The sequence below is a fragment of the Enterobacter sp. N18-03635 genome (assembly GCF_004006055.1).
GTDB classification, from domain to species: Bacteria; Pseudomonadota; Gammaproteobacteria; order Enterobacterales; family Enterobacteriaceae; genus Enterobacter; species Enterobacter vonholyi.
On the sequence record NZ_CP034769.1, the window covers coordinates 1,494,904 to 1,519,676 of the forward strand.

At 54.1% G+C, this 24,773-nt stretch carries 19 protein-coding genes; 8 read left to right on the forward strand and 11 right to left on the reverse strand.

Going from position 1 to position 24,773, the window contains the following annotated elements; all coding sequences use genetic code 11:
- Window positions 1–4 precede the first annotated feature (4 nt).
- The 3 genes from hcp to aqpZ all read right to left on the reverse strand — a co-directional run bounded on the left by hcp (window position 5) and on the right by aqpZ (window position 3,571).
- A complete protein-coding gene (gene hcp, locus ELK40_RS07825) occupies window positions 5–1,657 on the reverse strand; it encodes a hydroxylamine reductase (RefSeq protein ID WP_023310971.1) in 1,653 nt (550 codons plus the stop codon).
- 144 nt (window positions 1,658–1,801) lie between these two features.
- Window positions 1,802–2,701 carry a lysine exporter LysO family protein gene (locus ELK40_RS07830; protein WP_127730235.1) on the reverse strand — a complete coding sequence of 300 codons (900 nt, stop codon included), beginning with the start codon at window positions 2,699–2,701 and terminating at the stop codon, window positions 1,802–1,804.
- 174 nt (window positions 2,702–2,875) lie between these two features.
- Window positions 2,876–3,571, reverse strand: coding sequence for an aquaporin Z (aqpZ, locus tag ELK40_RS07835; protein WP_008499998.1), 696 nt, complete (start codon window positions 3,569–3,571; stop codon window positions 2,876–2,878).
- A 289-nt stretch (window positions 3,572–3,860) separates the two neighbouring features.
- On the opposite strand from aqpZ, the gene ELK40_RS07840 reads away from it, so the two are divergent.
- A complete protein-coding gene (locus ELK40_RS07840; protein ID WP_127730237.1) occupies window positions 3,861–5,519 on the forward strand; it encodes an ATP-dependent endonuclease in 1,659 nt (552 codons plus the stop codon).
- Here ELK40_RS07840 and ELK40_RS07845 read toward each other — a convergent pair.
- Window positions 5,516–6,472: a VirK/YbjX family protein gene (locus ELK40_RS07845; protein ID WP_127730239.1), complete on the reverse strand. Its 957-nt coding sequence runs from the start codon at window positions 6,470–6,472 to the stop codon at window positions 5,516–5,518. The two genes, ELK40_RS07840 and ELK40_RS07845, sit on opposite strands and share 4 nt — an antisense overlap.
- Before the next feature lie 159 nt (window positions 6,473–6,631).
- Between ELK40_RS07845 and macA the strand changes: the two genes are divergently transcribed.
- Together macA and macB are read left to right on the forward strand one after the other, a co-directional pair.
- The gene (gene macA / locus ELK40_RS07850; RefSeq protein ID WP_127730241.1) at window positions 6,632–7,747 is read left to right on the forward strand and encodes a macrolide transporter subunit MacA; all 1,116 of its coding nucleotides are present in this window, start codon (window positions 6,632–6,634) and stop codon (window positions 7,745–7,747) included.
- Complete coding sequence (gene macB / locus ELK40_RS07855; RefSeq protein ID WP_115874622.1) at window positions 7,744–9,684, forward strand: macrolide ABC transporter ATP-binding protein/permease MacB; 1,941 nt, start codon at window positions 7,744–7,746, stop codon at window positions 9,682–9,684. Before macA ends, macB begins: the two co-directional genes overlap by 4 nt.
- 70 nt (window positions 9,685–9,754) lie before the next feature.
- On the opposite strand, the gene cspD is transcribed toward macB, so the two are convergent.
- Entirely contained in the window at window positions 9,755–9,976 is a 222-nt protein-coding gene (gene cspD / locus ELK40_RS07860) for a cold shock-like protein CspD (protein ID WP_008499993.1), read from the reverse strand.
- A gap of 267 nt (window positions 9,977–10,243) precedes the next feature.
- On the opposite strand from cspD, the gene clpS reads away from it, so the two are divergent.
- Window positions 10,244–10,564 (forward strand): ATP-dependent Clp protease adapter ClpS, encoded by a 321-nt coding sequence (gene clpS, locus ELK40_RS07865; protein WP_006174393.1) that lies wholly within the window; start codon window positions 10,244–10,246, stop codon window positions 10,562–10,564.
- A 27-nt stretch (window positions 10,565–10,591) separates the two neighbouring features.
- Window positions 10,592–12,871 (forward strand): ATP-dependent Clp protease ATP-binding subunit ClpA, encoded by a 2,280-nt coding sequence (gene clpA, locus ELK40_RS07870; protein WP_014831269.1) that lies wholly within the window; start codon window positions 10,592–10,594, stop codon window positions 12,869–12,871.
- Between the two features lie 302 nt (window positions 12,872–13,173).
- Here the strand turns inward: clpA and ELK40_RS07875 are convergent, their stop codons facing one another.
- Window positions 13,174–14,466: a hypothetical protein gene (locus ELK40_RS07875; RefSeq protein ID WP_127730243.1), complete on the reverse strand. Its 1,293-nt coding sequence runs from the start codon at window positions 14,464–14,466 to the stop codon at window positions 13,174–13,176.
- A 92-nt stretch (window positions 14,467–14,558) separates the two neighbouring features.
- Between ELK40_RS07875 and ELK40_RS07880 the strand changes: the two genes are divergently transcribed.
- The gene (locus ELK40_RS07880) at window positions 14,559–16,112 is read left to right on the forward strand and encodes a bifunctional UDP-sugar hydrolase/5'-nucleotidase (protein ID WP_127730245.1); all 1,554 of its coding nucleotides are present in this window, start codon (window positions 14,559–14,561) and stop codon (window positions 16,110–16,112) included.
- Window positions 16,113–16,134: 22 nt separating this feature from the next.
- Window positions 16,135–17,661, forward strand: a complete 1,527-nt coding sequence (locus ELK40_RS07885; RefSeq protein WP_127730247.1) for an aryl-sulfate sulfotransferase — start codon at window positions 16,135–16,137, stop codon at window positions 17,659–17,661.
- A 195-nt stretch (window positions 17,662–17,856) separates the two neighbouring features.
- Here ELK40_RS07885 and infA read toward each other — a convergent pair whose 3' ends face one another.
- From infA to trxB, 5 genes are all read right to left on the reverse strand, one after another.
- The gene (infA, locus tag ELK40_RS07890) at window positions 17,857–18,075 is read right to left on the reverse strand and encodes a translation initiation factor IF-1 (protein ID WP_002211347.1); all 219 of its coding nucleotides are present in this window, start codon (window positions 18,073–18,075) and stop codon (window positions 17,857–17,859) included.
- 284 nt (window positions 18,076–18,359) lie between these two features.
- Entirely contained in the window at window positions 18,360–19,064 is a 705-nt protein-coding gene (gene aat, locus ELK40_RS07895; protein ID WP_008499991.1) for a leucyl/phenylalanyl-tRNA--protein transferase, read from the reverse strand.
- A 45-nt stretch (window positions 19,065–19,109) separates the two neighbouring features.
- Window positions 19,110–20,831, reverse strand: coding sequence for a cysteine/glutathione ABC transporter ATP-binding protein/permease CydC (gene cydC / locus ELK40_RS07900; protein WP_127730249.1), 1,722 nt, complete (start codon window positions 20,829–20,831; stop codon window positions 19,110–19,112).
- The gene (gene cydD, locus ELK40_RS07905; protein ID WP_127730251.1) at window positions 20,831–22,597 is read right to left on the reverse strand and encodes a cysteine/glutathione ABC transporter permease/ATP-binding protein CydD; all 1,767 of its coding nucleotides are present in this window, start codon (window positions 22,595–22,597) and stop codon (window positions 20,831–20,833) included. Before cydD ends, cydC begins: the two co-directional genes overlap by 1 nt.
- 114 nt (window positions 22,598–22,711) lie before the next feature.
- Window positions 22,712–23,680, reverse strand: coding sequence for a thioredoxin-disulfide reductase (gene trxB / locus ELK40_RS07910; RefSeq protein WP_032638969.1), 969 nt, complete (start codon window positions 23,678–23,680; stop codon window positions 22,712–22,714).
- Window positions 23,681–24,224: 544 nt separating this feature from the next.
- On the opposite strand from trxB, the gene lrp reads away from it, so the two are divergent.
- Window positions 24,225–24,719, forward strand: coding sequence for a leucine-responsive transcriptional regulator Lrp (gene lrp, locus ELK40_RS07915; RefSeq protein ID WP_000228469.1), 495 nt, complete (start codon window positions 24,225–24,227; stop codon window positions 24,717–24,719).
- The last annotated feature ends 54 nt before the right edge of the window (window positions 24,720–24,773 follow it).

Sequence of the window (24,773 nt, forward strand, 5' to 3'; positions counted from 1 at the left end):
CTCCTTAGGCGCTCAGCAGCTGTTTCATATCATCTTCAACGTTGGTCACGGAACGCAGACCGAATTTCTCGTTCAGCACGGCCAGCAGGTCCGGCGTCAGGAAGCCTGGCGCGGTCGGTCCGGTCACGATGTTGGTGACGCCAAGAGAGAGCAGGGTCAGCAGGATGACAATCGCTTTCTGCTCAAACCACGAGAGCACCAGCGACAGCGGCAGGTCGTTCACGCCGCAGCCCAGTTTCTCCGCCAGGGTAACCGCCAGAATGATGGCCGAGTAAGCATCGTTACACTGGCCCGCATCAATCAGGCGCGGCAGGCCTTCGATATCGCCGAAGTCCAGCTTGTTGAATCGGTATTTGCCGCACGCCAGGGTCAGGATCAGGCAGTCTTCCGGCACGCGGGTGGCGAAATCGGTGAAGTAGTTACGCTCGCCGCGCGCGCCGTCGCAGCCGCCGACGAGGAAGATGTGGCGCAGCTTTTCACGGCTGACGAGGTCAATCAGCGAATCGGCGGCACCGAGCAGGGTTTCACGACCGAAGCCGACGGTGATCAGATGCGGGATCTCGCTGTACGGGAAGCCTGCCATCTGCTGCGCTTGCGCTATCACCGGACCGAAATCATCACCTTCAAGATGGCTCACGCCCGGCCAGCCGACGATGCTGCGGGTCCAGATGCGATCATCGTACGCGCCCACGGTAGGGTCGATGATGCAGTTGGAGGTCATTACGATAGGGCCCGGGAAGCGGGCGAACTCAACCTGCTGATTCTGCCAGCCGCTGCCGTAGTTACCGATCAGATGCTTAAATTTACGCAGCTCCGGATAGCCGTGCGCCGGCAGCATTTCACCGTGGGTATAAACGTTAACACCGGTGCCTTCGGTTTGCTTCAGCAGGTTGTAGAGATCTTTCAGGTCGTGACCGGAAATCAGGATGCACTTGCCTTCGGTAGCCTTGACGTTGACCTGCGTTGGCGTCGGGTGGCCGTAGGTGCTGGTTTCACCAGCGTCCAGAATGCTCATCACCCTGAAGTTCATCTGGCCGATTTCCATTGAGCACTCAAGCAGGGCATTCATATCGGCAGGCCAGGTGCCCAGCCACGCCATGATTTTGTGGTACTGCGCATAAATCTCATTGTCGTACTGACCCAGAACGTGCGCGTGCTCCATATACGCCGCAGCGCCTTTCAGGCCGTACAGGCACAGCAGGCGCAGGCCGAGAATGTTCTCCCCAATCGCCGCTTTGTCTTTGTTCGGGGTGAATTCTGCCGCCTGGCGCTGGAGGTCGCCGAGATCGTCGCTGACCAACTGAAGTTCTGACATCGGGTTTTCCACGCGGGCGCTGGCATCCGCCTTCAGGCACTGTGCCTTCAGCGCTTCACGCAGGGCAATCGCTTCGCGGGCGTAGCCGACAATGCGCGGAGAGTCGAAGTTAACGTTGGTCAGCGTGGAGAAAAACGCGCGCGGGGCGAAGCTGTCGACGTAGTGGTCGACTATGCCGTATTCGCGGGCTTTGAACGCCCAGGCGGAAAGGCCTTGCAGAGCCGCAATCAGCAGGTCCTGCAGGTCAGATGTTTCTGCGGTTTTGCCGCACATACCCTGTGCGTAGGAGCAGCCGTTGCCTGCCGGGGTACGGATGGTTTGTTCACATTGCACACAAAACATAATCACACCTGTTAAAGTTATATTTGATATACATGTTTAAGGTTATGCTCGTGCCGGAACGGTGAAAAGGGCTTTCTGCTACAAAATAGAGGGAGATTGATTTAGCGCAATTTTGGCGGCAGGAAACCTACCGCCAAAGAAGTATCAGGCTGAGAAAAAGGCCATCAGAACCGGAACCAGCAGGCTTAAAATAAAGCCGTGAACGATAGCCGCGGGCACCATCTCCAGCCCCCCGGAGCGTTGTAATACCGGCAGGGTAAAGTCCATCGACGTCGCACCGCACAGGCCCAGCGCGGTAGAACGACTGCGGCGAACCAGGCTCGGGATCAGCATGATGGCGATCAGCTCTCGCGCCAGATCGTTAAAGAAGGCAGCGCTGCCGATCACCGGGCCGAATGATTCAGTAAGCAGAATACCGGAGAGGGAGTACCAGCCAAAACCTGATGCGATCGCCAGGCCGGTTTTCAGCGGCAGATCGAGAATAAAGGCGTTAATGACGCCCGCCACCATGGAACTGGCAACAACAATGACGGCAACCATCATGCCCCGACGGTTCAGGACAATTTGCCTCAGGGTCATGCCATTATTTCGCAGCTGAATACCAATAAGGAACAGCAGGAAGATCAGCGTATATTCGCTGGCCTCAGTTGCGTGCTGCAAAAAAGCCCAACCGGTCAGCCCAAGAAGAAAACCGAGCACCACCACGCCACATAATTTTAACGATTCAAGCGCCATTGCAATTCGAGAAGGAAGTTTTTCCTGATGGTGGTGATTTTTCCATGGAATAGTGCGTTCCAGCCACAGCAGCGCGGCAATATTGCACAGCAAAATAACGACTACGGTGACGACAGAATAATGGAGAATGGAGAGTAAATTCGCTGACAGGTTGTCCAGAAATGCCAGGCTAATCCCCATAAAGAAAAGAATCACGTAGACAATCCAGCTGAGGAATCGATTAATGAGCCTTAATGCGGATTCACGATGGAGCGGAATAAGATAGCCCACGATCAAGGGCAACAAAATGATGAGGAGTCCTGAAAACATGAACAGCCGGTCCTTTTTGAGTATCGGTTAAGCGCCAGTGACACTACCCAATAAAGGCTGTTCAGTAAAGCGGCAAAAGAGAGCCGGGTAGCGGCTGCGCCTTACCCGGCCTACAAGTGCATTCTCACGTAGGTCGGGTAAGCGTTAGCGCCACCCGACACCGCGCGCGAGCAATTAATCGCGTTTTTCAAGCAGGGTGCGGTACAGCACGCCGCCCAGGATACCACCGATAATTGGCATCACCCAGAACAGCCACAGCTGCTCAAGCGCCCAGCCGCCCTGGAAGATGGCGACGGCGGTACTGCGTGCCGGGTTAACGGAGGTGTTGGTGACCGGAATAGAAATCAGGTGGATAAGCGTCAGCGCCAGACCAATGGCAATCGGGGCAAAACCAGCTGGCGCATGTTTGTCGGTTGCGCCGTGGATCACCAGCAGGAAGCCGGCGGTCAGCACAATTTCAATCACGATGGCAGACAACATGGAGTAGCCGCCCGGAGAATGCTCGCCGAACCCGTTAGAGGCAAAACCGCTGGCCGCCGCGTCGAACCCGGCTTTACCGCTGGCAATCACGTACAGAACGCCAGCCGCAATAATACCGCCAACCACCTGCGCCACAATATAACCAATTACCTCTTTCGCCGGAAAACGACCGCCGGCCCATAAACCTAATGTCACGGCCGGGTTAAAATGACCGCCGGAAATATGCCCCACGGCAAACGCCATGGTTAATACGGTTAAACCAAAAGCCAGCGCGACGCCGACAAAACCAATGCCTAATTCCGGGAATGCTGCTGCCAGAACGGCACTACCGCAGCCACCAAATACCAGCCAGAATGTACCAAAGCATTCTGCTGCCAATTTTCTAAACATAACCACCTCAAAAATTTTCCGCACGCTTTCCCGCGCGCGGGATATATCGCCATAAAGGGATGACGACTCGAAGAGCCCGTATTTTAGAAACCAACAACATCCCTTCGCCACTTAAATAAATTCGATTAATTTGATTTAAGGCAATGTGATGTCAATCCTTGTTCAAATCAGCGGTAAATAAAGCATAGACCAATTCTTGTAAGGGTGAATGTTATGCTGTCGTGACAGAGCACCTCCCGCTATACTGCTGATAACTTGAAGGAAAAAGTGATCATTTGTCGGGGGATTTATGCTTCTCGAACGTGTGGAAATTGTCGGGTTTCGCGGTATTAACCGCCTGTCACTGCAGCTGGAGCAAAACAACGTCCTGATCGGCGAGAACGCGTGGGGCAAGTCCAGCCTGCTGGATGCATTGACGCTACTGCTTTCGCCCGAGGACGATCTGTATCACTTTGTCCGCGACGATTTCTGGTTTCCCCCCGGCGACGTGACGGGGCGAGAGAAGCACCTGCACATCATCCTGACGTTCCGCGAATCCGAGCCCGGACGTCACCGCGTGCGTCGCTTCCGCCCGCTGTCACCCTGTTGGGTGCCGTGCGATGACGGTTTTCAACGGATTTTCTACCGGCTGGAAGGTGAGATGGCGGAGAACGAGGGGGTACTCACCCTGCGTGATTTTCTCGATGAGAAAGCTAACCCCATCCCGCTGGACAATATCGACGATCTGGCCCGTCACCTGATCCGTCTGACGCCGGTGTTACGCCTGCGCGATGCGCGTTTTATGCGGCGTATTCGTAACGGTACCGTACCCAATATGCCGGAAGTGGAAGTCACCGCCCGCGAGCTGGATTTTCTGGCAAGAGAGCTGGTGTCGCGTCCGCAGAATCTTACTGATGGCCAAATTCGTCAGGGGTTGTCCGCAATGGTACAGCTTCTGGAGCACTATTTTTCCGAACAGGGAACGTCTGAATCGCGCCATCGCCTGATGCGCCGCCGCTCTCATGATGAGCAGCGAAGCTGGCGTTATCTCGACATCATTAACCGGATGATCGACCGGCCCGGAGGTCGTACCCATCGGGTGATTTTGCTGGGGCTGTTTTCAACGCTTCTGCAGGCCAAAGGCACCGTTCGTCTTGACCGGGACGCCCGGCCGCTGCTGCTGGTGGAAGACCCGGAAACGCGCCTGCATCCCATCATGCTCTCCGTGGCATGGCATCTGCTGAACCTGCTGCCGCTCCAGCGCATTACGACCACCAATTCCGGTGAATTATTATCGCTGACGCCGGTAGAGCACGTCTGTCGTCTGGTGCGTGAATCTTCCCGCGTCTCCGCCTTCCGCTTAGGGCCGGGGGGATTGAACGCGGAAGACGGGCGGCGCATCGCATTTCATATTCGCTTTAACCGCGCGTCGTCGCTCTTTGCCCGCTGCTGGCTGCTGGTGGAAGGAGAGACGGAAACCTGGGTCATCAACGAACTGGCGCGCCAGTGCGGCCACCATTTTGATGCGGAAGGCATTAAGGTGATTGAATTCGCCCAGTCGGGACTCAAGCCGCTGATAAAATTTGCCCGCCGGATGGGGATCGAGTGGCACGTTCTGGTCGACGGTGATGAGGCGGGCAAAAAATATGCCTCGACCGTACGCAGCCTGCTGAATAACGAGCGAGAAGAAGAGCGCGACCATTTAACCATGCTGCCCGCCATGGACATGGAGCACTTTATGTATCGCCAGGGGTTCGACGACGTATTCCACCGAATTGCCATGGTGCCGGTCGATGTCCCGATGAACATGCGGCGCGTGATCGCCAAAGCTATTCATCGTTCTTCAAAACCGGATTTAGCCATTGAAGTGGCGACGGAAGCGGGGAGACGGGGCGTGGAGGCGGTGCCGACCCTGCTGCGGAAGATGTTCTCCCGCGTGCTGTGGCTGGCACGCGGGAGAGCGGATTAACGTTGAGTCGCCTGGTTCACCTGCTGAATCAGGCTATCCAGCAGCGCGTAGCGGCGGCGATATTCGGAACGCTTTTTACTCGCGATCTCTTCCATCGGTTTGCGCGGCATGACGATGGGCAGCATAAAGTTGCCGCTATCCTGCTTTTCACCGCCGATGGAGATCCAGAAACTGTCGTAATCGGCCAACAGTTTCCCCTCTTTTTTCTTGCGGTAGCGCCAGCTGCGATAAATATGGGTGTCGTTACTGACGGCGACAATCTGTTCTACCGGGAAGGCGGTGCCGAGCGTCATGGCGGCTTCGACCAGCAGACGTTTCGGGAACAGACCATGGCAGGCCTTCGTCGCGCCCTGGATCAGCTCATGGGGAACGTGGGCTTTTGCGCCCTGCAGGCCGCCGATAAACAGCGTCGATTTTCCCTCAAACTGGCAGAGGGTAAAGGTCATCTCCGCCAGCGCCGTATTTTGACCGTCACAGAAAACGAGGGTGGCTTCTCCCTCTTTATCCATAAACGCATCGGCACACAGACGGACGGTAAATTGCTGTTCATCTTTTCCGGTTAAGGTCAGCAGAGTCACGCCCTGCTTTGAAAGGTAACCACTGGTCAGCTTTGCCGGCAGCTGGCGACACATCATCTGATAGTGCCATGACAGCGATTCCAGCGTACGCTGTCTATCCATATTGACCGTCAACCACGGACGATGAAGGCGGCAGGGCAGTCCCGGCTGAACCTGGAGCATTTGCATCAGGTGCGGATGTTCTGCAAGGTCAGACAGCAGGCGAGCGGTGCTGAGCGGTGTCGCCAGTGAACGCAGCATGAACTTACGTCTGTAGGCGGTTTTTTCCCATGCCAGCCCGGGCGCGATCTCACCGAAAGCCAGTTTTTTGAAGAGTTGCCAGCCGGATTTAGGCTGCGGCAGGTTTGAAAGTGATGTGTCGACGATAGAAGACATGGTAGATCCTGATCCTTTTGGAATATCGCTATTTCAACAGGAGAAATGTCAACGTCTCGTAAACAAATTAGGGCGATTTCAGAGAACAGGGGTTTCGTTGAGGAGTCGTTTAGATAGAATCAACATTTATAATTGCCAGAACATTTATTTGGAATATTTATGAATCTCAAGGGAAAACGCAGAACGCTGTTTCTGCTGCTGGCGGTCGTGGTTTTAGTCGGTGGGTACTGGCTATGGCAGGTGCTGAATGCGCCGGTGCCGCAGTATCAGACACTGATTGTTCGCCCGGGCGAACTGCAGCAAAACGTCCTTGCGACGGGCAAGCTTGACGCTTTGCGCAAGGTTGACGTCGGCGCGCAGGTTAGCGGCCAGCTGAAAACGCTGTCGGTTGAGATTGGCGATAAGGTGAAAAAAGGCCAGCTGCTCGGCGTTATCGACCCTGAGCAGGCTGAGAACCAGATCCGCGAGGTGGAAGCCACGCTGATGGAGCTGCGCGCGCAGCGTGCGCAGGCGCTGGCAGAACGTAACCTGGCGCAGGTGACGCTGACCCGACAGCAGGCGCTGGCCAAAACCCAGGCGATTTCGAAGCAGGATTTAGACACGGCCACCACGGAACTGGCGGTGAAACAGGCGCAGATTGGCACGATTGACGCGCAAATAAAGCGCAATCAGGCCTCGCTGGATACGGCGAAAACCAACCTCGACTACACCAAAATCGTTGCGCCGATGGCGGGTGAAGTGACCCAGATCACTACGCTGCAGGGCCAGACGGTGATTGCCGCGCAGCAGGCGCCAAACATTCTGACGCTGGCGGACATGAGCACTATGCTGGTCAAAGCCCAGGTTTCAGAGGCGGATGTTATCCATCTTAAGCCGGGACAGAACGCCTGGTTTACGGTGCTGGGCGATCCGCAGACGCGCTACGAAGGCGTGCTGAAAGACATTCTGCCGACGCCGGAAAAAGTTAACGACGCTATTTTTTACTATGCCCGCTTTGAGGTGCCAAACCCGCAGGGCGTGCTGCGTCTGGACATGACCGCACAGGTGCATATCCAGCTGACCGGCGTGAAGAACGTGCTGACCATTCCGCTCTCCGCGCTCGGCGAATCCGCCGGGGATAGCCGTTATAAAGTGAAAGTGCTGCGCAACGGCGAAACGCGCGAGCGTGAGGTTGTGATAGGCGCGCGCAACGACACCGACGTGGTGGTGGTGAAAGGACTGGAAGAGGGCGAGGAGGTTGTTGTCAGCGAAAGCCTGCCCGGAGCCGCCAAATGACGGCGCTGCTTGAGCTGAAGGACATTCGTCGCAGCTATCCGTCGGGCGACGGCCCGGTGGAGGTGCTGAAGGGCATCTCCCTGCGCGTGGAGGCGGGCGAGATGGTGGCGATTGTCGGGGCATCGGGTTCCGGTAAATCGACGCTGATGAACATTCTCGGCTGTTTGGATAAACCGACCAGCGGCACGTACCGCGTGGCCGGAACGGATGTCTCCACGCTGAACGGTGACGCGCTGGCGAAGCTGCGCCGGGAACATTTCGGCTTTATCTTCCAGCGTTACCATCTGCTTTCTCATCTTAATGCGGCGCAGAACGTTGAAGTTCCGGCGGTCTATGCGGGCGTCGAGCGGAAAAAGCGACTTGAACGCGCGCAGATGCTGCTGACGCGTCTGGGGCTGGCGGAGCGGGTTGAATACCAGCCCTCGCAGCTGTCCGGCGGGCAGCAGCAGCGCGTGAGTATTGCCCGTGCCCTGATGAACGGCGGGCAGGTGATCCTCGCGGATGAGCCGACCGGGGCGCTCGACAGCCATTCCGGCGAAGAGGTGATGGCGATCCTGCACCAGCTTCGTGATCGGGGGCACACCGTCATCATCGTGACCCACGATCCGCAGGTGGCGGCGCAGGCGGAGCGCATAATTGAGATCCGCGACGGCGAGCTGGTCAGCAACCCGCCGCCGCGTGAGTCCAGAGCCGCGGCATCTAAAGAAGCGCTGCCGGCATCAACCGGCTGGGGGCAGTTCTCCAGCGGCTTTCGTGAAGCATTGACCATGGCCTGGCTGGCGATGGCGGCCAATAAAATGCGTACCCTGCTGACGATGCTCGGCATCATCATCGGTATTGCCTCGGTGGTGTCGATTGTGGTGGTGGGCGACGCGGCCAAGCAGCTGGTGCTGGCAGATATCCGCGCTATTGGCACCAATACCATTGACGTCTATCCCGGCAAAGACTTCGGGGACGACGAGCCGCAGTATCAGCAGGCGCTGAAATACGACGACCTGGCGGCCATTCAGAAGCAGCCATGGGTCAACTCCGCCACGCCTGCGGTGTCGCAGAACCTGCGCCTGCGCGTGGGCAATGTTGACGTGGCAGCCAGCGCGAACGGCGTGAGCGGAGACTACTTCAACGTCTACGGTATGACCTTCAGCGAAGGCGCCACCTTCAACGCCGAGCAGCTGGCGGGCAGGGCGCAGGTGGTGGTGCTGGACGCGAATTCGCGCAGACAGCTCTTCCCCAATAAAGCCAACGTGGTGGGCGAAGTGATCCTGGTCGGCAACATGCCTGCCACGGTTATCGGCGTGGCGGAAGAGAAGCAGTCGATGTTTGGCAGCAGCAAGATCCTGCGCGTCTGGCTGCCCTATACCACCATCTCCGGGCGGATTATGGGGCAGTCCTGGCTCAACTCCATCACCGTGCGCGTGAAGGAGGGCTACGACAGCGCGCTGGCCGAACAGCAGCTTGAGCGGCTGTTAACCCTGCGCCACGGGAAGAAAGATTTCTTCACCTGGAATATGGACGGCCTCTTGAAAACGGCGGAAAAGACCACACGTACTCTTCAGCTGTTCCTCACGCTGGTGGCGGTGATTTCGCTGGTCGTCGGCGGTATCGGGGTGATGAACATCATGCTGGTGTCGGTAACCGAACGTACCCGGGAGATTGGCATCCGCATGGCGGTCGGGGCCCGGGCCAGCGACGTGCTGCAGCAGTTTTTGATTGAAGCCGTGCTGGTGTGTCTGGTCGGCGGTGCGATGGGGATTGCGCTCTCGATGATGATCGCCTTCGCGCTCCAGCTCTTTTTACCCGGCTGGGAAATTGGCTTCTCACCGGTTGCCATTATTACCGCCTTTTTGTGTTCAACCTTTACCGGGATTTTGTTTGGCTGGTTGCCCGCCCGCAACGCGGCGCGGCTGGATCCGGTGGACGCGCTGGCTCGGGAATAACCCGAAAATAAAAATGCCAGCCGATCGGGCTGGCATTTTGACTGCGGGATGTACACAATAAAACAGAGAGCTATGCAACCGTCTCAGCTTCAATGGGGACGATAAGGCTGGCATGATTGCCTTTTGGTCCCTGGTGAACATCGAACCGGACGGACTGCCCGGCTTTGAGCGTTCTGTAACCATCCATCTGAATGGTGGAATAGTGAGCGAAGATATCCTCGCCGCCGCCTTCGGGGCAGATGAAGCCAAACCCTTTGGCGTTGTTGAACCACTTAACAGTACCCATTTCCATGCTTCGACATCCTTCGTAAATCTTATAAGTTAAGATGGAATGAACCGGTGGTGGAGTGGGGGCTGTTCAAAACCTCGCCATCTCACGCTTGTACAATTTAGAGAAACGAAAGAAGTCGTCAAGCGTTTGGCGCTGGAGATGGGACAATAATCAACCAAAGTTTGAAGCAGTTAACGCTATTGCAACAGTTTGTGACAGACATCGCGGATGACAGTAATAGATGATTGTTATCTAACATCTGAGGTAGATTCAAAGTGGTTATGCATAATGGGTAAGACCAACGATTGGCTGGATTTTGACCAGCTGGCGGAAGACAAAGTGCGCGACGCGCTAAAACCGCCATCTATGTATAAAGTTATGTTAATGAACGATGATTACACGCCGATGGAATTTGTTATTGACGTGCTACAAAAGTTCTTTTCTTATGATGTAGAACGTGCAACGCAACTGATGCTTACCGTTCATTATCGTGGCAAAGCTATCTGCGGCATCTTCACAGCCGAAGTGGCGGAAACCAAAGTGGCGATGGTGAACGACTATGCGAGGGAGAACGAGCATCCGTTGCTGTGTACGCTGGAAAAGGCCTGATAAGGCATAAAATTGGGGGAGGTGCCTATGCTCAATCAAGAACTGGAACTCAGTTTAAACATGGCTTTCGCCAGAGCGCGTGAGCACCGACATGAGTTTATGACCGTCGAGCATTTACTGCTCGCACTGCTTAGCAACCCATCTGCCCGCGAAGCGCTGGAAGCCTGCTCCGTGGATCTGGTGGCGCTACGTCAGGAACTCGAAGCCTTCATCGAACAAACCACACCGGTGCTGCCAGCCAGTGAAGAAGAGCGCGACACGCAGCCGACGCTCAGCTTCCAGCGCGTACTGCAGCGCGCGGTATTCCACGTCCAGTCTTCCGGGCGTAGCGAAGTGACTGGCGCAAACGTCTTAGTCGCCATCTTCAGCGAGCAGGAGTCACAGGCTGCCTATCTGCTGCGCAAACACGAAGTCAGCCGCCTCGACGTGGTTAACTTTATTTCTCACGGAACGCGCAAAGACGAGCCTAACCAGGCATCGGATTCCAGCAATCAGGTCAATAACAATGAAGAGCAAGCAGGCGGGGAGGATCGTATGGAAAACTTCACCACCAACCTTAACCAGCTTGCTCGCGTTGGCGGTATCGACCCGCTGATTGGTCGCGATAAAGAGCTGGAGCGCGCGATCCAGGTGCTGTGCCGTCGCCGCAAGAACAACCCGCTGCTGGTGGGGGAGTCAGGCGTGGGTAAAACCGCGATTGCCGAAGGGCTTGCCTGGCGCATTGTCCAGGGCGACGTGCCGGAAGTGATTGCCGACTGCACCATCTACTCGCTGGATATCGGCTCGCTGCTGGCGGGCACTAAATACCGCGGTGATTTTGAAAAACGCTTCAAGGCGCTGTTGAAACAGCTGGAGCAGGACACCAACAGCATCCTGTTTATCGATGAGATCCACACCATCATCGGGGCAGGTGCAGCCTCCGGTGGCCAGGTAGATGCCGCGAACCTAATCAAACCGCTGCTCTCCAGCGGCAAGATCCGCGTGATTGGCTCCACGACCTACCAGGAGTTCAGCAACATCTTTGAGAAAGACCGTGCGCTGGCGCGCCGCTTCCAGAAAATCGACGTGACCGAACCGTCCGTCGAGGAAACGGTGCAGATCATCAACGGCCTGAAGCCGAAGTACGAAGCGCACCACGACGTGCGTTATACCGCGAAAGCGGTGCGTGCGGCGGTGGAGCTGGCGGTGAAATACATCAACGACCGTCATCTGCCGGATAAGGCGATTGACGTGATTGATGAGGCCGGGGCGCGTGCGCGCCTGATGCCGGCCAGCAAGCGTAAGAAAACCGTTAACGTGGCGGATATTGAGTCCGTGGTGGCCCGCATCGCGCGTATCCCTGAGAAGAGCGTCTCTCAGAGCGATCGCGACACGCTGCGCACCCTCGGTAATCGCCTGAAAATGCTGGTCTTTGGTCAGGATAAAGCCATTGAGGCCTTAACCGAAGCGATTAAGATGGCCCGTGCCGGACTGGGGCATGAGCACAAGCCTGTCGGTTCCTTCCTGTTTGCCGGCCCGACCGGCGTGGGGAAAACCGAGGTAACGGTTCAGCTTTCCAAAGCGCTGGGCATTGAGCTGCTGCGCTTTGATATGTCCGAGTATATGGAGCGTCACACCGTCAGCCGTTTGATTGGTGCGCCTCCGGGCTACGTGGGCTTTGACCAGGGCGGCCTGCTCACCGACGCGGTGATCAAGCACCCGCACGCGGTACTGCTGCTCGATGAAATCGAGAAAGCGCACCCGGACGTGTTCAACATCCTGCTACAGGTGATGGACAACGGGACGCTGACCGACAACAACGGGCGCAAAGCTGACTTCCGCAACGTGGTGCTGGTAATGACCACTAACGCCGGGGTGCGAGAAACCGAGCGTAAGTCCATCGGCCTGATCCACCAGGATAACAGCACCGATGCGATGGAGGAGATCAAGAAGATCTTCACGCCGGAGTTCCGTAACCGTCTGGACAACATTATCTGGTTCGATCACCTGTCTACCGAGGTGATCCATCAGGTCGTGGATAAGTTCATCGTCGAGCTGCAGGTACAGCTGGATCAGAAAGGCGTGTCGCTGGAAGTGAGCCAGGAGGCTCGAAACTGGCTGGCCGAGAAAGGCTACGACCGTGCGATGGGCGCCCGTCCAATGGCGCGTGTAATTCAGGACAACCTGAAGAAACCGCTGGCGAACGAACTGCTGTTTGGCTCGCTGGTGGACGGCGGCCAGGTGACCGTGGCGCTGGATCAGGCGAAGAACGAACTGACGTACGATTTCCAGAGTGCGGCGAAGCACAAGCCGGAAGCGGCTCACTGAGTGAGTGGAAGGCTAATGTTAGAAACCGGGCATTTGCCCGGTTTTTTTATTCCTGCTTTTCTCCCTCTCCCAGTGGGAGAGGGTCGGGATGACGGCATCAGGCCGCAGAGGAATTTTGCGAGGCGCTTTCCACTTTTGTTCGACGTTGGTTTCTGGATAAATCCACAGTAATAAAATGGCGGCGAACCTGCAAATCAGGTGTCAGGACTGGCATCCTGTAAGTGTATGAATTGACAATCTTACGTGCTCACCTTAACGTACGTTATTGCCTGGAGCCGGTCTATAAGACGTAAAATACGGGCTCACAGAATCAATTTTTGGTTATAAATACAGCCAAGACCCACTAAATGCTGGCTCACAACCCGGGCTCCATAGTGATGACACTGTAATGACCATGGATGGGCTTTCAGCCAGGCACCAAATGCAGTGCAGGGTGCAAGCGTAATCAAAGCGGGTTCCGCTGTACTTTGCTGTCCGGTTAGTAGGCCAATCATCTTGCATCTCTCGCCATTATCCCAGCGCTCCCATACATTCTTCCACCATCCCATTTTCCAGCTGCCAGTCAGGTAAAATGACTTTTCAGAGAGTATGGCGTTTTCAGGCTTTTCAGACACAAACCACAGATTGGTTTTTCCAAGGCCAACCTCTGTTGACCAGGCCGTAATTGCACCGCCACGCAAGACGCACTCATGCGCGAGATAATGATCGGTTACACCCGGGAACCGTCGTTTTAATCGCTGAAAATGACTGTGTATGGTTATGACAGGACGGACTATGCTTCCCCGGTCGTTTCGCTTAAGTTCGGCGCTACCATACTGAATTTCATCAAACTGACTCCGCGTCAGAAATTGCTTCTCTTGTTCACGAATAAGATCAACATCGCTCGACGGTAATATCGCAGAAGGGTTGGGCTGTGAGCTTTTATAGAGCAACGAATCACCTGCTTTCCAGTCGCTATAGTTAGTTGTGATTTGCATAATTTTCCCTGAATCAGCATCGGCGCTGATCACAACATATAATTTCTGCCTCGCAGCGCGGCCCTGAAACGGTATTACCATCGTCGTCGTTGACACCCTTGTTAATCCAGGGACAGAGGCATGAAGAACGTGTTCAAACCCGTTAACCGCTTGTGCAAGCGCCCTTTGGTTTGTCGTTTCACCAGAGTGCACCCCTTGTTCGAGCCGGGAAAGAAGGGTGATATTTTTATCCTGGCATTGAGCATTGTCATAGTGTGGAGTAAACACATAGCGGCAGGTACAACATTGAAGGCGTGGGGTTCTGGCTTTTGTGTATCCATAGTGAATGATGCGAGTTGTAAAACAGCGAGGACAACCTTGTCCTGTATTTCCCAATTTTTGTTGCATGAAGTGTCTGAACCACTCGTCACATTCTTTTTTATTAAACAAGGGCGGAAGGCTTCCACATTTTTGACATTCAAGAGCAGCGTAGCCGAGACGATAAACAGGAACAACATAATCACTCGCATCGGGTATTCCAAGATTAGGGCATGACCAGCTTTTACAAACATTCAGGTCTATTTTTGGAGCGCATTCCATGCATATCACCAACTGATTCTGTGAGTCGATGATTTTCACGCCTCTCTTTTTTATATGCCGTGAGAAAGTTCACAAAATCTGTTTTTTGCTAATCGATAATGAAACTCTTCTTTTAATTAGAGAGTTGAAATATGAAAAAAACAGTAATCGCAGTTTTATTATTGTCGGGATATGCTTCGCTAAGTCCAGCGCAGGACGTTACCGTCATTTATACTAATGATCTGCATGCCCATGTTGAGCCTTATAAACTCCCCTATGTTGCAGAGGGAAAAAGAGCTGTGGGTGGCTTTGCAAATATTGCAACATACGTTAAGCAAGAAAAGAAAAACAATAAGGCTACTTTTTATTTCGATGCTGGGGATTATTTTACCGGCCCGTATATCAGTAGCCTGACAAAAGGGAAGGCAATCATAGATATTATGAATACAATGTCATTTGATGCTGCGTCTGTCGGCAATCATGAGTTCGATCATGGTTGGGATAATACCCTTATACAGCTCAGTCAGGCTAAATTCCCGATACTGTTAGGGAACGTCTTTTATAAAAACAGTAATGTCCTCTTCTGGAATAATCCTTATACCATCATCGAAAAGGATGGCATTAAAATTGGGGTTATTGGGTTGCACGGCGTGTTTGCATTCGATGATACCGTTTCTTCGTCAATGCGTCAGGGGATTGAAGCGCGTGACGAGGTGAAATATCTCCAGCATTATCTGGATGAACTCCGTGGAAAAGTGGATATTACCGTTGCACTTATGCATGAAGGTTTCCCTGCACGCCAGTCCAGTATCGGCAATACAGACGTGAAGCGCGCCCTTGATAAGGATATTCAGACGGCGAAGCAGGTGAAGGGCCTGGATATTCTGATTACCGGACATGCGCATGTTGGAACAGTGGAGCCGCTCAAAGTAGGCAACACGTTGGTACTTTCGACTGACAGTGGGGGGATTGATATCGGTAAGCTGGTTCTCGATGTGGATCTAAAAACGCATCACCATAAAATAAAAAGCTTCGAACTTAAAACCCTGTATGCCGATGAATGGAAACCCGATCCGGCAACTCAGAGCGTTATTGATACCTGGAATAAAAAACTGTCCGAAACGGTTCGCCAAAAAGTTGGTGAGACGCCTGTTACGCTTACGCGCGCCTATGGTGAGTCATCTTCACTTGGAAATTTATTTACCGATGCAATGCTTGCTGCAGCGCCTGATGCGCAGCTGGCGCTCACTAATTCAGGTGGTCTTCGCGCAGACTTGAATGCCGGTCCGATAACCCTTGGCGATGTTATCAGCGCTTTTCCGTTTCCAAATGAGCTAACTGTCATGGATTTGAAAGGGAAATCCTTACGCAATCTTATGGAACACGGAGCGTCACTTACAAATGGTGTTTTGCAGATGTCGAAAGGACTAGAAATGCGATACGACCAACATAAACCTGTTGGGCACCGCGTTGTGCTATTTACGCTTAATGGCAAGCCGATTGTAGATACTGATACCTATCGCGTAGCGACAAATAGTTTCCTTGCTCCTGGGGGCGATGGTTTTACCGCATTTATCGATGGTCAGAACAAACAGGTAAAAGGTGGGTATAACCTTTCTGATGCGGTTATTGATTATCTGGTAAAAGGAAATAAGATTATTCCCCAACAGGTGAAAGAAATGCGTGTAAAAGAAGTTGAACAGTAATACTTAATAACAGGTGAACAACATGGCAATTACCTATCTTGGAATGGATCTCGCGCCTGCAAACAACCAGCTTGCAGTATATCTGAAGTTTATAATTGATGAAGCGGTAACATATTCCTATACAGTTCTTGGAAGATTAACTAGCGCATCAAGTTTAGATTTTACGTATTCATCAAATGACATTATCTCTCTATCTGAGATAAAAATTCCGGTTATTGGACTGTACGCAAACTATCTTAATCAAGTGCAGGTTGTTTTTAAAAACCTTAGCGGAGTGGAAATTTTTAATCAAACCATTCAGGTAAGCACACAGGAACAAGTCTATCGCGATGCGACAATATTCCATATCGATATTGAGCAAACGGATCCCACTAAGTTTGCGGCCGTATGGGGAAACAGTTGGTTAATGACCACCAATTGTGATGGTTACGACCAAAATGGCGATCTTCGTTGCTATTATGCTCAGCCCTATCGTAATCAGATGTTAAAAACGCATAATGGTTATTTCTATATCGGCAGTGATGAAGATGAACACTGGTATGGCCGACGTTTTTTTAAAATTGATATTTTAGGCAATGAGATTCTGGAATTTGATTTACGTGACCGCGATGGCAACCGCTATGCTAATACCCACGATCTGATCTGGGATTCAGCCGGTAATCTCTTCATGATTGGTAATGATAACCCGGATCGTTCGACCAATACGATGAGGCAGGATGCATCAATTTTAAAATTTGATGAAAAGACAGGCATGATGCTGTGGGCAAAAAATTATACGCGTGCATTCGATAATACGCAGATCCTGAATAATAGCCCGACAAACGATGCTCACCTTAACTCGCTTTCCTGGATCCCCGAGGGTGAAGCAAACTCTGAAGCGATCGTTGTCCATACTCGCTCTGCAGGCCTGACGTTTGGTATTTCTCCTGCCGATGGTACGATATTATGGAGTATTAATACCGGTGGATTTAACCCAGGTTTCGCAGCGGGGCAGGGCGTTACGCAGATAGAAACTTCCGGTATTACGAATTTTGAAAATGGTGCTCATACCGTATTCGTCACTAAAAATAGCGCTTTTGCTGGGTTAAACAATGAGGCCGAAGGCAAATTCGTTCTTTCGCTATTTGATAATCGCTCCTGCGTTGATAATGAAGGAAACGCGGTTACTCGTGATATTACTCTTGATCCAACGGCTGATGTTTACAAAACCGATCCTGCAAGGGTCATGTTCTATGCTGTTGATCTGGTTGCCAAAACAGCAACTCAGACAGGTAGCATTATCCAGTTACCTTCCTCTCGCGTTCCTCAAATCACTGATTTTATGGGGGCTGCAATCGATTATGGTGACTACTATGGCATCTACACCAACCACGCTCGCTCTTTCTTTATCAGTGATGCGACAGGCCATATTATTGCCACAATCTACGATCTGATTTGTACTCTGGATGGCTATCCCGAGTTCCCAGGCGAGTGCTATCGGGCAAGGTTGTTTGCGAAAGACGAGCTTGATGCTTTGATAAATATAGGTTACCGGGTGGCAAACGGCTGAAAGCATAGCGAGACACAGCCATTAAAGGACATTGCGGCTGCTAATGTCGGTCACTTTCAGTGGCTGGCATTGCTGTCGAACAGACAGCCCTGAGGCTGAATCGAATGGTCAAATAATCGCCTGCAGCACAAAAAAGTAAGGCCGGGAAAATCCCGGCCTTATTTAATATTCATCTGCCATTACAGGCGAAAACAATTAGCGACTACGGAAGACAATGCGGCCTTTGCTCAGGTCGTACGGGGTCAGTTCAACAGTCACTTTGTCGCCCGTCAAAATGCGGATGTAGTTTTTGCGCATTTTACCGGAGATGTGCGCAGTTACCACGTGACCGTTTTCCAGCTCTACGCGAAACATGGTATTAGGCAACGTATCAAGTACGGTACCCTGCATTTCAATATTGTCTTCTTTGGCCATCTAATCCTCTGGGGTATCACTACCAAGTTTTGAACCGGCAAGATAATGCCGAAATTCATCAATTAAGTAAAGAATTGCGCGATTAAAACGCAGCAAAACAGTTTCGGCGCATTGCCCAAGCGTCACGGTACAACCGAACAGGAAGCGCATTCGTAAAGGGGAGACAACAGGATAAACGTCAGGACGTTATCTGAAGCGAGGGTCCCAAACGGCGGCGGGGCAACAGGCAGAAGCTACTCTGCGGCATAATTATAACACCCTCACAAAAAATATGCGGAAAACATTTAGGCATTGGGCATAAAGAGCGTTCTCGGTATCCAGAAGTCGCGGGGGAGCTTCTCCTGACGGCTGGCATCCAGATGCTCAATGTACTGGCGTCGCGGGATCTCAACGGCACCGAGAGAGGCCGTGTGCTCGTTGAGCACCTGACAATCGATCAGGCGCCCGCCGCGCTGGGCAAATGCCTGGCAGAAAACCAGCAGCGCCGTTTTCGAGGCGTTAACCGCGCGGGAGAACATCGACTCGCCGCAAAACAGCGTACCCTGCGCCACGCCATACATGCCGCCGACAAGTGCTCCGCCGTCCCATACCTCGATTGAGTGGGCGTAGCCAAGCTCATGAAGCTGGTGGTAGGCGGTAATAATATCGCGGGTTATCCATGTTCCCTCAAAGCGGTCTTCGGCACAGCCTTCAATGACCTGACCAAAGGCATGATTAAGGGTGACGCGGTACGGTGATTTTGCATGGAAACGCTTCATGCTGCGGCTCAGGTGAAACTGCTCTGGCCACAGCACGGCGCGCGGATCGGGAGACCACCATAAAATGGGGTCGCCGGGAGAAAACCAGGGGAAGATACCGCGCTGGTATGCCATCAATAGTCGAGCAGGACTGAGGTCACCGCCAAGGGCCAGCAGCCCATTGGGCTCACGCAGCGCCCCTTCCGGAGAAGGGAACGCGATGTTATGACGAGAAAGCTGGACCAGGCGCATGACAGCAAAACTCCAGTACGCGAGTGAGGACGCTACAAATATAGTCTACAGACGCTGTTTAAACTGGTAGTAGCGACCCTGTTTCGCCAACAGCTCTGCGTGACTACCTTGCTCAATAATGTGTCCGTTGTCCATCACAATTATCCGATCAAAACTCGCCAGCCCGCGCAGGCGGTGCGTGACCATCAGGACGGTTTTACCGGTCATGACATTGGCCAGCAAATCAAGGATTTGACTCTCGGTCGTGGCGTCCAGCCCTTCGGTGGGCTCGTCAAGCAGCATCAGCGGCGCATCGTGCAGCAGCGCGCGCGCAATCGCCAGGCGGCGCAGCTCACCGCCGGAAAGCTGACGGCCGCCTTCGCCCAGCCAGCTGTTCAATCCATCGTCCTCAAGTAGCTTATGCAGACCGACCTGTTCCAGCACGGCGCGAAGCGTATCATCAGTGGCCTCTGGGGCTGCCAGCAGCAGGTTATCGCGCAGGGTGGCGCTAAACAGATGCACGCGCTGCGGAACGACGCTGATGGTTTTGCGCAGGGCCTGCTCGCTAAAATCGGTCAGCGACGTGTTATTAAAACGAATCTGACCGCGCTGCGGATCCCAGGCGCGGGTCAGCAGCTGCAGCAGCGTGGATTTACCGCAGCCGGTACGGCCGAGGATCGCAATCCGCTGTCCGGCATTCACAGAAAGGGTGATACCCTCCAGCGCGTTCTGTGCCTGTTTGTCATAGCTGAAGGTGACATCGTCAAGCGTCAGCGCAACCTGCTCAGGTACCGCGGTCTGCCCGGCACTGAACGTAACTTCCGGTTCCTGCTCGGCAATCTGGGTGATGCGCAGGGCAGAGGCGATCACCTGACCCAGGTGCTGGAAGGCGCCCGTCACCGGGGTCAGCGCTTCAAATGCGGCCAGCGCACAGAAAACGAAAAGGGCAATAAGCGGACCCGGCTGTGTATTTCCCCCGATATCGCCGGAAGCCAGCCACAGCATGGCAATCACCGCCACACCGCCGATTAGCATCATTAGCGCCTGAGAAAAGGCCGTCAGTTCCGACTGGCGGCGCTGGGCTTCATGCCAGTTTAGCTCCGTACTTTCCATGCGGGCGCGGTAGCGCTTGCTGGCACCAAAAATGGTCAGCTCTGCCTGGCCCTGAAGCCAGGAGGTCAGCTGCTGACGATAGTCCCCACGCAGACGAGTCAGGTTTTCCCCGGTGGATTTCCCGGCGCGGTAAAACAGCGGCGGCAGAACGATAAGCGTTAACAGCATTATCCCGCCCAGCGTCAGCGCAACGGGAACATCCAGAACAGACAGCCCCAGCGTGACCACCACAATCACCACAAACGCGCCCACGATAGGGGAAATTACGCGCAGATAAAGGTGATCCAGCGTGTCGACATCCGCCACCACGCGGTTAAGCAACTCGCCCTGACGAAAACGCGCCAGCCCGGCAGGGGAGAGGGGCAGCAGTTTGCTGAAGGTGTAGATACGCAGGTGCTGCAGCACGCGGAAGGTGGCGTCGTGGCTCACCAGGCGTTCGAAATAGCGTCCGGCAGTACGGGTGATGGCGGTACCGCGAACCCCGGCCGCCGGAAGCATATAGTTGAAGCTGTATAATCCGGCGAACCCCGCGACAGCCGAGGCCGACAGAAACCAGCCGGAAAGCGTGAGCAGACCGATGCTGGCGAGCAGCGTGACAATCGCCAGCACAATCCCCAGCGTCAGCATCCATTTATGGCGTTTATAGAGCGCAAGATAAGGCAGCAGAGCGCGCATCAGATATCCTCCTGACGGTTCGCCAGCAGGGCGGCAAATGGTCCCTGGGCGGCAACGAGAGAGGCGTAATCGCCTTGCTCAACAATACGACCGTTCTCCATGACCCAGATCTGGTCCCAGTCGGCAATGCCTTCCAGATGGTGGGTAACCATCAGCGTGGTTTGCTGCCGGGAGGCAGCGTTCAGGGCCTCCATTACGCGCTGCTCGCTGTGGGCATCCAGGCTTGCTGCGGGCTCGTCCAGCAGCATCAGCTGGCATGGGTTAAGCAGCGCTCGGGCAACGGCCACGCGCTGCGCCTGCCCGACCGACAGCCCGGCGGACTGATCGCCGACCACGGTATCCACCCCTTCCGGCAGCAGAGGCAGAAATTCGCTGACCCAGGCGCGGTCGAGAACCGATTGCAGCTCATCTTCACGCGCGTCCGGGCGCGCCAGAAGCACGTTTTCACGCAGCGTAGAAGCCGGGAGCTGCGGGTTTTGTCCTACCCAACTGAGCTGTTTACGCCAGGCGTCAGGCTCGAGGTTGCGCAGTTCGGTTTTGTTGATCCGCAGTGAACCCGTGTAGGCCATAAAACCGGATAGCGCGTTCAGTAGAGAGCTTTTCCCGGAACCGCTGGTGCCGACGAGCACCACGCGTTGTCCGGCAGGTAAGGTAAAGTTCAGCGGACCGGCGAGGACTTTGCCTTCGGGCGACAGAATGGAAAAGTCCTGTGCTTCAATCGTCACCGGATCTTTAGCATTCAGCGTTACGTCACCCCGCTCCGGGTGGGCCAGCGGCGTTTCCAGAAACGTTTTCAGGCTATCGGCGGCGCCAACCGCCTGCGCTTTTGCGTGATAGAAGGTTCCCAGATCGCGAAGCGGCTGGAAAAATTCCGGCGCCAGGATCAGCGCCAGGAAACCGGCAGAAAGGGTCACCGCCGTGCCGTAATGACCGAAATCCAGCGCGCCAAGGTAGGAGAAGCCGAAGTAGACCGCCACGAGGGCAATCGACAGCGAGGTGAAGAATTCCAGTACGCCGGAAGATAAGAAGGCGAGGCGTAAGACTTCCATGGTGCGCTGACGGAAGTCCTGCGACGCCAGGCGAATATTTTCGGTTTCCGCTTCACCGCGGCCAAAGATGCGCAATGTCTCCATGCCGCGAAGACGATCGAGGAAATGTCCGCTCAGGCGACCCAGTGCCAGGAAGTTACGGCGGTTGGCATCCGCTGCCCCCATCCCGACCAGCGCCATAAACAGTGGGATCAGCGGGGCGGTTCCCATCAGAATCAGCGCCGCCATCCAGTTCACCGGGAAGATAGCGATAACGATCAGCAGCGGAACGAAGACGGCAAGGGCCATCTGCGGCAGATAGCGCGCGTAGTAGTCGTGCATATCGTCAATCTGCTCAAGGATCAGCGTCGCCCAGCTACCGGCCGGGTTACCCTGGATCCAGGCGGGCCCGGCTTCCTGAAGCCTGTCGAGCACCTGACGGCGGATCTCGTAACGGATGTGCTGTCCGGCGTGAAAACCGACGCGCTCACGCAGCCATACCACCCAGGCGCGCAGAACAAAAATCAGGATCAGGACAATAAAGGGCAGAAGGAGCGCTTCGCGCGGGATGTTCTCCATGATCATGTGATTTAGAATGCGGGCCAGCAGCCATGCCTGGGCAACAATCAACAGACCGCTAACGAACCCCAAAAGGCGGGAAATCGTAAGCCAGCGGCGGGAAATAACGCTTTGCTGTTTCAGCCAGCGTGTTAACTCTTGTTGACGGGTTTTTTCCATTGCGTACTTTGCAGGTGACGTTATTAGAAGTTGGGCAGCGCAATGTTACAACGGGGAGACAATAAAGGCGACTTATCGCCGCCTTTATTTACGTTTGTTACTGACTTGTAAAGATTATTTACCTTGTTCAGCCAGTCCATCGAGGTAGCGTTCAGCGTCCAGCGCGGCCATACAGCCGGTGCCCGCAGAAGTAATCGCCTGACGATAAATATGGTCCATCACGTCGCCGGCCGCGAACACACCCGGGATGCTGGTCTGGGTCGCATTACCGTGAATGCCGGACTGCACTTTGATGTAGCCGTTTTCCAGCTCCAGCTGACCGTCGAAGATCGCGGTGTTCGGACTGTGACCGATCGCCACAAACAGGCCCGCCACTTCCAGCGTTTCAACGTTATCAGTGTTCTGGGTATCACGGATACGCAGACCGGCAACGCCCATCTGGTCTCCCGTCACCTCTTCCAGGGTACGGTTGGTATGCAGCACGATGTTGCCACTTGCTACTTTATCCATCAGACGTTTGATCAGGATCTTCTCCGCGCGGAAGGTTTCGCGACGGTGGATCAGGTGCACCTCAGAGGCAATGTTTGCCAGATAGAGCGCTTCTTCCACTGCGGTGTTGCCGCCGCCGATGACCGCGACTTTCTGATTACGGTAGAAGAAACCGTCGCAGGTTGCGCAGGCAGAGACGCCGCGGCCTTTGAACGCTTCTTCGGATGGCAGACCGAGGTAACGGGCAGAAGCACCCGTGGCGATGATCAGCGCGTCGCAGGTGTATTCGCCGCTGTCGCCCGTCAGGCGGAACGGACGGTTCTGCAGATCGACCTTGTTGATGTGGTCGAACAGAATTTCGGTTTCGAATTTAGCGGCATGCTCGTGCATACGTTCCATCAGCAGCGGCCCGGTCAGGTCGTTCGGGTCCCCTGGCCAGTTTTCCACTTCGGTGGTGGTGGTCAGCTGACCGCCTTTTTCCATACCGGTAATGAGTACCGGGTGCAGGTTAGCGCGTGCAGCATAGACCGCTGCGGTATATCCCGCAGGTCCAGAACCAAGGATTAGCAGCTTACTGTGTTTGGCCGTGCCCATGAGATCCCCATTGTTGTTGGCAGACATTTGGCTGGATTGTAGGGAATTTGTTGCCGTAAAAAAAGAGCGCAGCAATTTTGATATCAATCTGTGTAATAGCCGTGGACGATGAATAGCGCGCGATAACCTCACGCTTTCTCGATAAAAGCGGTCGTTTCTAAGGCAATAAAATGAGGATTAATACCCTGCCGTAATGAATATCCGGCATGTTGTACTAAAAAACGATGTTTTGCTTTGACAATCCCCTGCGCTTTTGCGAAAACATTCAAGGAAGAAAAAAAACCGCGTTAACCGTATGCCGCATAGGCATGCACGTAAATGCCATTTTTACCGGGTCAGTGAAATCTACGCATGGCGTGGACAGACGCCATACGTGATGTCGGTGACAGCCTTCGGGCAACGGTCTTCTTACCAACAGAACCCGAATCCGCATCGCGTCTATTACATAATCAGGCGATGTGATGACTAACGGGTACAGGCTCTGAACAGTGATGTGCACAGGGTCCAGGCAGGAGTAGGGAAGGAATACAGAGAGACAATAATAATGGTAGATAGCAAGAAGCGCCCTGGCAAAGATCTCGACCGTATCGATCGTAACATTCTTAATGAATTGCAAAAGGATGGGCGTATTTCCAACGTCGAGCTTTCAAAACGTGTGGGACTTTCCCCGACGCCGTGCCTTGAGCGTGTGCGCCGACTGGAAAGACAGGGTTTCATTCAGGGCTACACTGCTCTGTTGAACCCGCATTATCTGGATGCCTCACTTCTGGTATTTGTTGAGATTACTCTGAATCGTGGTGCGCCGGATGTGTTTGAACAATTCAACGCCGCTGTACAAAAACTTGAAGAAATTCAAGAGTGTCATCTGGTATCCGGTGATTTCGACTACCTGTTGAAAACCCGAGTGCCTGATATGTCCGCCTACCGTAAGCTGCTGGGGGAAACCCTGCTGCGTCTGCCAGGCGTGAACGACACCCGTACATATGTGGTGATGGAAGAGGTCAAACAGAGCAATCGTCTGGTTATTAAGACGCGCTAACACGGAACAGGTGCAAAATCAGCTTAGTTTGATTACACTCCTGTTAATCCATAC